This is a genomic window from Actinotalea ferrariae (genome assembly GCF_019733465.1).
Taxonomy (GTDB): domain Bacteria; phylum Actinomycetota; class Actinomycetes; order Actinomycetales; family Cellulomonadaceae; genus Actinotalea; species Actinotalea ferrariae_A.
The window spans coordinates 1-11270 of record NZ_JACVQL010000240.1 but is presented as its reverse complement, the minus strand read 5'-3'; the positions used below and the strand labels follow the sequence as shown (position 1 = coordinate 11270).

9 protein-coding genes and 1 tRNA gene are annotated in these 11270 nt (G+C 74.8%); 2 read left to right on the top strand and 8 right to left on the bottom strand.

Annotated elements, in window-relative coordinates:
• From ICW40_RS16735 to ICW40_RS16705, 7 genes are all read right to left on the bottom strand, one after another.
• Positions 1-601 (bottom strand): Rho termination factor N-terminal domain-containing protein (locus ICW40_RS16735; RefSeq protein ID WP_221655145.1); only part of this gene is annotated, 601 nt, incomplete at its 3' end.
• A gap of 265 nt (positions 602-866) precedes the next feature.
• Positions 867-1808 carry a homoserine kinase gene (gene thrB / locus ICW40_RS16730; RefSeq protein WP_221655144.1) on the bottom strand — a complete coding sequence of 314 codons (942 nt, stop codon included), beginning with the start codon at positions 1806-1808 and terminating at the stop codon, positions 867-869.
• Between the two features lie 2 nt (positions 1809-1810).
• Complete coding sequence (thrC, locus tag ICW40_RS16725; protein WP_221655143.1) at positions 1811-2881, bottom strand: threonine synthase; 1071 nt, start codon at positions 2879-2881, stop codon at positions 1811-1813.
• A complete protein-coding gene (locus ICW40_RS16720) occupies positions 2882-4249 on the bottom strand; it encodes a homoserine dehydrogenase (protein WP_374199174.1) in 1368 nt (455 codons plus the stop codon).
• Positions 4250-4414: 165 nt separating this feature from the next.
• On the bottom strand, positions 4415-5785 hold the full coding sequence (gene lysA, locus ICW40_RS16715; protein ID WP_221655146.1) for a diaminopimelate decarboxylase: 1371 nt from the start codon (positions 5783-5785) through the stop codon (positions 4415-4417).
• A gap of 116 nt (positions 5786-5901) precedes the next feature.
• Positions 5902-7581, bottom strand: coding sequence for an arginine--tRNA ligase (gene argS / locus ICW40_RS16710; RefSeq protein WP_221655141.1), 1680 nt, complete (start codon positions 7579-7581; stop codon positions 5902-5904).
• Between the two features lie 26 nt (positions 7582-7607).
• A complete protein-coding gene (locus ICW40_RS16705) occupies positions 7608-8915 on the bottom strand; it encodes an MFS transporter (protein WP_221655140.1) in 1308 nt (435 codons plus the stop codon).
• Between the two features lie 186 nt (positions 8916-9101).
• On the opposite strand from ICW40_RS16705, the gene ICW40_RS16700 reads away from it, so the two are divergent.
• Positions 9102-9833, top strand: coding sequence for a FadR/GntR family transcriptional regulator (locus tag ICW40_RS16700; RefSeq protein WP_221655139.1), 732 nt, complete (start codon positions 9102-9104; stop codon positions 9831-9833).
• Between the two features lie 70 nt (positions 9834-9903).
• Positions 9904-9976 (top strand) — tRNA-Arg (locus ICW40_RS16695).
• Positions 9977-10014: 38 nt separating this feature from the next.
• Here the strand turns inward: ICW40_RS16695 and ICW40_RS16690 are convergent.
• On the bottom strand, positions 10015-11199 hold the full coding sequence (locus tag ICW40_RS16690; RefSeq protein WP_221655138.1) for an IS481 family transposase: 1185 nt from the start codon (positions 11197-11199) through the stop codon (positions 10015-10017).
• Positions 11200-11270: the final 71 nt, after the last annotated feature.

Sequence of the window (11270 nt, the reverse complement as noted above, 5' to 3'; positions counted from 1 at the left end):
CGGCGCGCTCGTCGGCGGACTCGTCGCCGGAGCCGGCCGACGCGCGGTCGCGACCACGGCTGCGCCGGGCGCCGCCGTCCTCGTCCCGCCCGGTCTGCTGGTCCTGGTCGCGCTGCCCGGACGGCTGCTGCTCCGCGGACCGCTGCGGCGCGTCGGTGCGCACGGGCAGGTCCAGCTCGAGCGTCGCCGCACCGTTCTCCCGCGGTGCGCGGGCGGTGTCGCCGTCGCGCACGCGGCGGCGCGAGCCGCGGTCGGCGGAGGCCGCCTGCGGCTCGCCGAGCTCGAGGCCGGACGCCTGCGCAGCAGGCCTCTCGGCGGTCCGCTTCTCGGCGATCGGCTTCTCGGCGGCCTGCTTCTCGGTCGTCGGCTCGCTGGTCGACCTCTCGGCGGGACGCTGCGTCGCGGCCCCGCCGGAGCGACGCTCACGGATGGCGGTGACCAGGTCGCTCTTGCGCATCGCGGAGGTCTTGGGGACGCCCAGCTCGGCGGCGAGCGCCTGGAGCTCGGGCAGCCGCAGCGTCGACAGCGCGGCGCCGCGGCTCGTGCTGCGTCCGGTGCCTGCCGCAGCAGCGTCGTCCACAGCCTCGATGGTCTCTGACACGAAGGATCCTTCCCCCTCGTCGGCGGCCTGCACTCCGGTGACGGTGGGCCGCATGGTCGTACCGGACTCGTCGTCCGGTCGGGTCAAGCCACGGGAGGTCGTACGCCGATGGTCGACCGTGCTGACTGGTGGCTTGGTCCTCCAGGCCGGCGGCTTCTGCGCTGAGATGGATGCGCAAGCACCGCTCGTGATGCCGGGGGGATGCTGCCAGCCTAGCACCGCGGCCCCCACCCGCCGACGGTGCCCCCCGTTCGGCGGGTCGCCCTCAGAGGCGCTCCGCGAGCGCACCCCGGGTCGCGACACCGGGGGTCAGCACGCGCCAGCCGGAGGGCGTCGTGCCGTCCGCCGCGACGGGCCCCAGGAGCCCCGCGCGAGCCCGCGCGCCCTCGTCGCCACGCGTGACGTCCTCGAGCACGAGCACGGAGGGCCCGGCACCGCTCACGACGGCGGCCTGCCCCGCGTCGCGCAGCGCGCGCACGAGCTCGGCCGTCCCCGGCATGACCTGCGCGCGGTACCCCTGGTGCAGACGGTCCTCGGTCGCCGCGAGCAGCAGCTCGGGCCGGTGGCACAGCGCCTGCACCAGCAGCGCGGCGCGGCCGGCGGTGAAGGCCGCGTCGGCGTGCGGGACCGTCGGCGGCAGAACGCCGCGCGCGGTCGACGTCGAGCACGCGTGCGGCGGCACGAGCACGACGGGGGTGACCGAGGGGTGCAGGGGCAGCGCCGTCGCGTGCGGCCCGTCCGGCGCGGTCCAGGCGACGGTCGCGCCGCCGAGGATCGCGGGCGCGGCGTTGTCCGGGTGGCCCTCGAACGCGGACGCGAGCCGGAAGGCCACGGTGTCGGTGAGCACCTCGGGCTCGGCGACCAGCATGCGCGCGGCGAGCACGCCCGCGACGACGGCGGCGGCGGACGACCCCATGCCGCGTCCGTGCGGGATGCGGTTCACGCACGTCAGGTGCAGCCCGACCTGGGGCGCACCGAGCTCGTCGAGCGCGGCCCGGATCGCCCGCACGACCAGGTGGTCCTCCCCCGTCGGCAGCTCGCCGGCACCCTCGCCGCTCACGTCCACCGTCACCTCGGCGCTGCCGAGCGCCTTGACCTCGACCTCGTCGTAGTGCGCGACGGCGAGGCCGAGCGCGTCGAAGCCCGGACCGAGGTTCGCGCTCGTGGCGGGGACGCGCACCCGGACGTGGTCGCTGCCGAGCCGCACGGTCAGCCCAGCTCGAGCGCGTCGGCGATGGAGACGACGTCGGCGGGGACGCGGACGGGCCGCACCTCGGAGCCGTCCGCCGTGCGCAGCGCCCACTGCGGGTCCTTGAGCCCGTGCCCGGTGACGGTCACGGTGATCCGTGCGCCCGCGGGCACGCGGCCCGCCTCGGCGAGCGCGAGGAGGCCGGCGACGCCCGAGGCGGACGCGGGCTCGACGAACACGCCCGCCCTGCTCGCGAGCAGGCGGTGCGCGGCGAGGATCTGCTCGTCCGTGACCGACTCGATGAGGCCGCCCGACTCGTCGCGGGCCGCGATCGCCTGCTCCCAGGACGCGGGGTTGCCGATCCGGATCGCGGTCGCGATGGTCTCCGGCTCGGTCACCGGGTGGCCGAGCACGATCGGGGCCGCGCCGGCCGCCTGGAAGCCCCACATGGCCGGCGTGCGGGTCGCCGGGCCGTCTGCCGCGTACTCGCGGTAGCCCTTCCAGTACGCCGTGATGTTGCCGGCGTTGCCCACGGGCAGGACGTGGATGTCGGGGGCGTCGCCGAGGCTGTCGACGATCTCGAACGCGCCCGTCTTCTGCCCCTCGATGCGGTCCGGGTTCACGGAGTTGACCAGCTCGACCGGGTAGGCCTCGGCGAGCTTGCGCGCCGCGACCAGGCAGTCGTCGAAGTTGCCGTCGACCTGGAGCAGCCGCGCGCCGTGCGCGACCGCCTGGCTGAGCTTGCCCATCGCGATCTTGCCGTCGGGCACGAGGACGGCGCAGGTCATCCCCGCGACCGCCGCGTACGCCGCCGCGGACGCCGACGTGTTGCCGGTCGACGCGCACACCACGGCGCGCGCGCCGCGCGCGGCGGCTGCCGACATCGCCGTCGTCATGCCGCGGTCCTTGAACGACCCGGTCGGGTTCATGCCCTCGACCTTGAGGTGCACCTCCGCGCCGACGAGCTCGCCGATCGCGGGCGCCGGGACGAGCGGCGTGCCGCCCTCGCGCAGGGTGACGACCCGCTCGGTCAGGTGGGCAGGGAGACGGTCGGCGTACTCGGCGATGACGCCTCGCCACTGGTGGGCCACTCAGGCTCCTTCGACGCGCAGCACGGACATGACGGACCGGACCACCGGCAGGCCGGCGATGTCGGCGACGGTCGCCGAGAGGGCGGCGTCGCGGGCCTGGTGGGTGACGACGAGGATGTCCGCCTGCGCGCCGTCGTCGCCCGCGGCGGCGACGCCCTGGCGGACGGCCTCGATCGACACGCCGCGGGCGGCGAACGCCTGCGCGACCTGCGCGAGGACCCCGGGGCGGTCCTCGACGCGGAGCAGCACCTGGTAGCGCGTGCGGGCCTCGCCGACGCCGTGCACGGGCAGCTCGGCGTAGCTCGACTCGACCGGTCCCTTGCCGCCCGTGACGCGGTGCCGGGCGACCGTGACGACGTCGCCGAGCACGGCGCTCGCCGTCGGCGCGCCGCCCGCGCCGCGGCCGTAGAACATGAGCTCGCCCGCGGACTCGGCCTCGACGAACACCGCGTTGAACGCGCCGTGGACGCCGGCGAGCGGGTGGTCGAGCGGCACGAGCGCCGGGTGGACGCGCACGACGACGCCGCGCCGGCCCGCGTCCTCGCCGCCACGCCCCTCCGCCGTCCCCTCGTCCGCCGCAGCAGGCCGTGCGAGCTCGGCGATCGCGAGGAGCTTGATGACGTGGCCGGTGCGCTGCGCCCACGCCACGTCCTCGGCCGTGACCGCGAGGATGCCCTCGCGGTGCACGTCGTCGACGGCGACGCGTGTGTGGAACGCGAGCGACGCGAGGATCGCCGCCTTCGCGGCCGCGTCGTAGCCCTCGACGTCGGCGGTCGGGTTGGCCTCCGCGTAGCCGAGCTCCTGCGCCTGCTTCACGGCCTGGTCGAGGTCGAGCCCGGTGGTCGTCATCTGGTCGAGCACGTAGTTCGTCGTGCCGTTGACGATGCCGAGGACGCGCGTGACGCGGTCGCCCGCGAGCGACTCGCGCACGGGACGCACGAGCGGGATGGCCCCGGCGACCGCGGCCTCGAAGTAGACGTCGACCCCTGCCGCGTCGGCGGCCGCGTAGAGCGTGGGCCCGTCCGCGCCGAGGAGCGCCTTGTTGGCGGTCACGACCGCGGCGCCGCTCGCGATCGCGCGCAGGAGCAGGCCCCGGGCCGGCTCGATGCCACCCATGACCTCGACCACGACGTCGGCCCGCGTCACGAGGTCCTCGGCGTCGGTGGTCAGCAGCGCGGGGTCGACCACCGGGTCGCGCGGGACCGACGCGTCCCGCACGGCGATGCCGACGAGCTCGAGCCGTGCGCCCACGCGTGCGGCGAGGTCGTCGCCCTGCGTCAGCAGGAGGCGCGCGACCTCGGTGCCGACGACGCCGCAACCCAGCAGGGCGACGCGCACCGCGCCGTCGGGGACAGCCACCGGGCCCACCTCTCGTCGTCCGGTCCGTGGTGCGCGACCGGCCGGCGAGGGCCGGGCCGCGCGGCCCGCGACGACCGGACGGCCGCGGGCGGACCCAGGATAGGGGCGGCCGTCCGGCGCCCGTCGGGGTGTCCCGCCCGTGGACGCGGCCCCGCGGCGGTACGCCCGAGGGCGTCAGCCCAGGTCGAGCGCGAGCAGGTCGTCCTCGGTCTCGCGCCGCACGATGACGCGGGCGACGCCGTCGCGCACCGCGACCACCGGGGGGCGCGGGACGTGGTTGTAGTTGGACGCCATGGACCGCCCGTACGCGCCGGTCGCCGGCACGGCGAGCAGGTCGCCCGTCGCGACGTCGTCCGGGAGCTCGACGTCGCGCACGACGACGTCGCCGCTCTCGCAGTGCTTGCCGACGACGCGCGCCGGCACGGTGCGCTCGTGCGCGGCGCGCGAGACGACGGCGGCCGTGTACGCCGCGCCGTAGAGCGCGGGGCGCAGGTTGTCGCTCATCCCGCCGTCGACCGAGACGTACGTGCGCACGAGGTCCTCCCCCGGCCGGTCCGCCGCGGCGTCGCCGGCGTCACCCGTGACGAGGTCGCCGGACGGTCCGCCGCTCGCCAAGACCGTCACGGGCTTCACGGTGCCGACCGTGTAGAGCGTCACCGTGGTGGGCCCGACGATCGCGCGGCCCGGCTCGATCGAGATGCGCGGCGGCGCGGTGCCGAGCGCGGCGCACGCCTCGGCGACGGTCCCGGCCATGTCCTTGGCGACGCGATCGGGGTCGAGCGGCACGTCGCCCGGCACGTACGCGATGCCGAACCCGCCGCCGAGGTCGACCTCGGGCACGAGGTGCCCGGTGAGGGCGCCGAGCTCGGCGCGCAGCTCCATGACGCGGCGCGCCGCGACCTCGAACCCCGACGGGTCGAGGATCTGGGAGCCGATGTGCGAGTGGATGCCGAGCAGCTCGAGCTCGGGGCGGCCGAGGACCGCGCGCAGCGCGGCCAGCGCCTGACCGCCGGTCACGGACAGGCCGAACTTCTGGTCCTCGTGCGCGGTCGAGATGTACTCGTGCCCGCCCGCGTGGACGCCGGTCGTGACGCGGACCATGACGGGTGCGCGGGTCCCGGCCCGCGCGGCGGCGTCGGCGACGCGGTCGACCTCCGCGAGCGAGTCGATCACCACGCGTCCGACGCCGGCCGCGAGCGCGCGCTCGATCTCGGCGTCGGACTTGTTGTTGCCGTGCAGGCCGATGTCGACGCCGGGCACGCCGGCGCGCAGCGCGACGGCCAGCTCCCCGCCCGTCGCCGTGTCGATCCGCAGGCCCTCCTCGTGCGCCCATCGCGCGACGGCGACGCTGAGGAACGCCTTGCCCGCGTAGTACACGTCGACGCCCACGCCGAGCGGCGCGAACGCGTGCTCGAACGCCGTGCGGAAGCCGCGCGCGCGGGTGCGGAAGTCTGCCTCGTCGAGCACGTACGCGGGTGTGCCGTGCTGGGCGGCGAGCGCGCGGAGGTCGACGCCGCCGACGCTCACGGCGCCGTCGGCGCCCACGCGCGCGGTGGCCGGCCAGACCGCGGGGTCGAGCCGGGGCGGGACCGCGCGTGCCGCGGCCTGCTCGGTCGGCCGCTCGGTCGCCGGCTGCTCGGTCGCCGTGCCCTCCTGCGTGCTCACATCCGCTCCGGCGCGGTGACGCCCAGCAGCCCGAGCCCGTTCGCGAGGACCTGGCGGGTCGCGTCGTTGAGCCACAGGCGCGTGCGATGCGTGTCGGTGACGTCCTCGTCGCCGAACGGGGTCACGCGGCGCTGGTCGTACCACTTGTGGTAGGCGCCGGCGACCTCCTCGAGGTGCCGTGCGACGCGGTGCGGCTCGCGGAGCTCGGCGGCCTGCGCGACGACGCGCGGGAACTCGCCGATCTTCGCCAGCAGCGTCGACTCGCTCACGTGGTCGAGCACCGAGGGGTCGAACCCGTCCTCGCGGCGGACGCCCAGGTCCCCCGCGTTGCGCGCGACGTTGGCTGTGCGGGCGTGCGCGTACTGCACGTAGAACACGGGGTTCTCGTTGGTCGAGCGGCTGAGCAGGTCGAGGTCCAGGTCGATGGACTGGTCCGCAGACGAGCGTGCGAGCGCGTAGCGCGCGGCGTCCACGCCCACGGCGCCGACCAGGTCGTCGATCGTGACGATGGTCCCCGCGCGCTTGCTCATCCGCAGCGGCTCGCCGTCGCGCACGAGGTTGACCAGCTGGCCGATGAGGATCTCGAGGTTCACCCCGGGGGTGTCGCCGAACGCGGCGCACATGGCCATCATCCGGCCGATGTAGCCGTGGTGGTCGGCGCCGAGCATGATCACGACACGGTCGAACCCGCGCTCGCGCTTGTCGAGGTAGTACGCGAGGTCCCCCGCGATGTACGCCGGCATGCCGTCGGACCGCACGATCACGCGGTCGCGGTCGTCGCCGAAGTCCGTGGTCCGCAGCCAGATGGCGCCGTCCGCCTCGAAGACGTGGCCCAGCTCGCGCAGCCGTGCGATCGCCTTCTCGACCGCGCCCGAGCGGTGCAGCGAGTCCTCGTGGAAGTAGACGTCGAAGTCGACCCGGAAGTCATGCAGCGCCTGCTTGATCTCGGCGAACATCAGCTCGACGCCGCGCGCGCGGAAGGCCTCCTGCGCCCCGTCGTCGGGCAGGGAGAGCGGGTCCGGCTCGCCGGCCGCGGCGGCGTCGGCGAGGACCTGCGCGGCGATGTCGGCGATGTACTGGCCGCCGTACCCGTCCTCGGGTGCGTCCTCACCCTTCGCCCGGGCGAGCAGCGAGCGCGCGAAGCGGTCGATCTGCGCGCCGTGGTCGTTGAAGTAGTACTCGCGGGCGACGTCCGCGCCGCTCGCCTCGAGCATCCGCGCGAGCGAGTCCCCGACGGCGGCCCAGCGCACGCCGCCGATGTGCAGGGGTCCCGTGGGGTTGGCCGAGACGAACTCGAGGTTGATCCGCTGACCGGCGAGCGCCTCCGAGCGCCCGTACCGCTCCCCCGCCTCCACGACGGTGCGCGCGAGCCCGCCCGCGGCGGCCGTGTCGAGCGTGATGTTGAGGAAGCCGGGGCCGGCGACGTCGACCTTCGCGACGCCCGGGACCTCGCCGAGCCGTGCCGCGAGCGCCTCCGCGAGCGCGCGCGGCGGCATGCCGGCCTTCTTCGCCAGCTGCATCGCGACGTTGGTGGCCCAGTCGCCGTGCTCGCGGGAGCGCGGTCGCTCGACCGTCACGGTGGCCGGCAGGGCGTCGGCCGGCACGGGGAGGGTACCGTCCTCGACGGCGGACGTCAGGACGGCGCGCAGCGCCTCGGACAGCTCAGCGGGGGTCACTGCCCCAGGGTATCGAGACGAGCAGGTCAGGCCGTCGCCGGTCCGGGCGCGACGTCGTCCGCGGGGCGGCGGCCCCACGTGTCCTCGAGCATCACCGGGCGGCACGCGACGAAGCCGGCCACGAGCAGCACGGCGCTCGAGACCGCGAGCACGGCCGACGGCGCCGTCCAGCCGCCCGTCGCGCCGTAGAGCACGCCGACGAGCAGCGGCCCGACGCCCGACACGGCGTAGCCCACGCCCTGCGTGAAGCCCGAGAGCGAGGACGCGCCCGCCGACGTGCGCGTGCGCAGGTTGATGAGCGTGAGCAGGAGCGGGAAGGTCCCGACCCCGAGACCGAGCCCGACGGCCCACGGGAGCGCGTGCTCGGGCGCCAGCAGCATGCCCGCCCAGCCCGCGACGAAGAGCGTGACGAAGACGACCACCACCGCGTAGGGGTTGCGCAGCCGCACCGCGAGGGGCGGGGCGACCAGGGCGGGGACGAGCCCCAGGATCGCGACGAGCGCGAGCCACGAGCCTGCGGCGGCGGGCTCGTAGCCGGCGTCGGCGAGCATCCGGGGCAACCACGCGAAGACGACGTAGGAGTTGAGCGAGTTCATCGCGAACGCGATCGCGAGCCCCCACGCGAGGTGGCTGCGCCACACGCGTCCGCGACGCCGGTGGCGCGACTCGAGCCGCGGTGTGGTCGACGGCGCCCGGCGCAGCACGTCGCGCAGCCCGGTCCGCGCGGCGCTCGACCGCGCGATGACCACGACCCACGGCACCACGGCCACCAGCCCGACGACGGCCCACGCGCCGAGCGAGGTGCGCCAGCCGAGGCGCTCCGCGGCCGGCACCGCGAGCAGCGGGGGGAGCGCCGTGCTGAAGGACATCGCGACCGAGTACGCCGCGGTGACCGGGCCGATGCGGTCGGGGAAGTAGCGCTTGACGATCGGGGGCAGGAGCACGTTCCCCATGCCCATGCCGGCGAGCGCGATGACGGACCAGGCCAGGAACGCCGACGACGTCGTCACGGTGGCCCGGACCACCTCACCGCCGGCCGAGAGCAGCATCGCGGCCACGAGCAGCGGCTCGAGGCCGAACCGGCGGGCGAGCGCGGGCGTGAGCGAGCCGAAGAGCGCGAACGACGCGACGGGGATCGTCCCGAGCAGGCCGGCCTGCGCGTCGGTGAGGCTCAGGTCGTCCTCGACCCGGTCGAGGATCGGCGACACCGACGCGATCGCGATGCGCAGGTTGAGCGCCACGAGCAGGATGCCGACCAGCACGAGGATGCGGCTGCGCCAGGGGTGCCGCGGGGGCTCGGGCGCGCCCTGGGGCGCGCTCTGCGGTGCAGGCATCACGACCTGTCGCTCGGGGACGAGGACCGGGCGACTGTACGTGACCGGGACGTCGGCCGCCCCGGGATCTCACGTCCCGCGGGGCCGCCGCGGATGGTCGCGGGCGGTCGCACGAGGCGCGGAGGTCGCGCGAGCACCGCCCGGCGGTGTTGACTGCGTCCCACCCCCGAGATGTCCGGAGACGCGATGAGCCGCCGCACCAACCTCATCGACCTCGCCGTCGGGCGCCTGCGGCAGCAGATCACGTCCGGCGCCTGGGAGGTCGGCACGCGGATCCCCGCCGAGCCCGAGCTGACCGAGCGCATCGGCGTCGGCCGCAACACCGTCCGCGAGGCGGTGCAGTCCCTCGTACACGCCGGGATGCTCGAGCGGCGGCAGGGATCGGGCACCTACGTGATCTCGGACTCCGAGCTCGGCAACGCGATGGGCCGGCAGATCGCCGGGGCCCATCAGCGTGACGTGCTCGAGGTGCGTCGCAGCCTCGAGGTGGAGACCGCGCGGCTCGCGGCGCTGCGGCGCACGGAGGACGAGGTGGCCGAGCTGCGGGCCCTGCGCGACAGCCGCGCCGAGGCCTACGCGAGCGGTGAGCTGGACCGGATGGTCGAGGTCGACCTCGCGCTGCACCGCGCCGTGGCCCGGGCTGCGCACAACCCCGTGCTGCTCGCGCTCTACGAGAACCTCCAGGACGCGATCAGCGAGAACATCCGCTTCAACTTCGAGCACCCGGCGCACGACGACGACTCGCACCACGCCCTCGTGGAGGCCATCGCCGAGGCGGAGCCCGAGGCGGCCATGCGCGAGATCGACCGCTACCTGTCCGACCTCATCGGCGAGGAGCTGCGGCCCGCCGAGGCGGGCAGCGAGGCCACCAACGGCCTCTTCGCGCACGAGGAGCCCGCGGCCGTCGGGCTCGAGTGAGGCGTTCCGAAGAGCGAGCCGCGGCGGTCGGCCGGCGCCGCGGTCGGCTGGTAGTGTTCTGCACCGCCCCGCCCGCGTAGCTCAGGGGATAGAGCGTCTGCCTCCGGAGCAGAAGGCCGCAGGTTCGATTCCTGCCGCGGGCACCCATGTGATCTCTCAGGAGATCGGAAACGGGTCGAACCTATGGGTTCGGCCCGTTTCGGCGTTTCTGGGGTTGGTAGTCGCGGGTGGGGTCGAGGGTGAGCTCGCGCAGGAGCTCGCCGGTGGTCGCGTGGACGACGCGGATGTGTCGGTCCTGGATGAGCATGATCACGTGGGTTCGGGCGTGGGTTCGGCCGATTCCGATGTGGTGCAGGCGGCCGGCCAGGCGCAGGGTGACGACGCCGGAGGTGTCGACGCGGTCGTGGCGGATGCGTTCGTGGGTGATCGGGTCGTGTGAGGTCGCGGGTAGGGCCTTGGGGCGGGTGGTGTAGGCGGTCGCGGGTGTGGCTCGGTGGGGCAGGGACCGGTGGGGCCGATGGTGGTTGTAGAGGTCGACGAAGGTGTCGAGCTGTGCCTGCAGGGCGCTGATGGTCGCGGGCGGGTCGGGTCGGGCCGCGAGCCACTTTTTCATCGTCTGCTGGAAGCGTTCGACCTTGCCGCAGGTGGTCGGGTGGTTGGGTCTGGAGTTCTTCTGGGTCACGCCCAGGTGGGCGAGCTCGGCCTCCAGAGCGTTGCGTCCGCCGCGGCCGCCGGCCAGGCGGGTGGTGAAGACCATGCCGTTGTCGGTCAGGGTCGAGGCGGGGATCCCGTGCTCAGCGGTGGCGGCGCGGAACGCGGAGACGACGATCGGGCCCGTGACCCGCTGGTGGGCGGTGACCGTCAGGGCGTAGCGGGAGTGGTCGTCCAGCCAGGTCAGGACCTCGATGTCGGTGCCGTCGGCCAGGCGGACGTGGGTGAAGTCGGCCTGCCAGGTCTGGTTCGGCAGCTCGGCCGCGAACCGGATGTAGGACGAGCGCGGCCGCTTCTTGGGGGCGGGCTCGACCAGGCCGTGGCGGGTCAGGCAGCGGCTGATCGTCGACAGTGAGACCACGGTGCGGTGGTGGTGCTCCAGGTGCCAGGCGATCGTGTCTGGTCCGGCGTCCAGCCCTTGCTCGGTGAGCGTCTTGCGGAGCCTGATGATCAGCTCGACGGTCGGGGCCGGGATCGCGCCCGGTGAGGTCTTCGGGCGCCGCGAGCGTGGCTCGAACGCGGCCTCGCCCTCGGTGCGGTAGCGCGCGACGAGCTTGGAGACCCACCCCTTCGACAGCCCGTAGTCGCGGGCCACGTCCGCCTGCGAACGTCCCTCGAGGACTACCGCCATCACGACCAGCCTGACCTTGGACACGGCCCAGGCTCCCGCCCGCACCGTTTCCTATGTCCTGACAGATGCGTTTCCTATGTCCTGACGCAGAACAC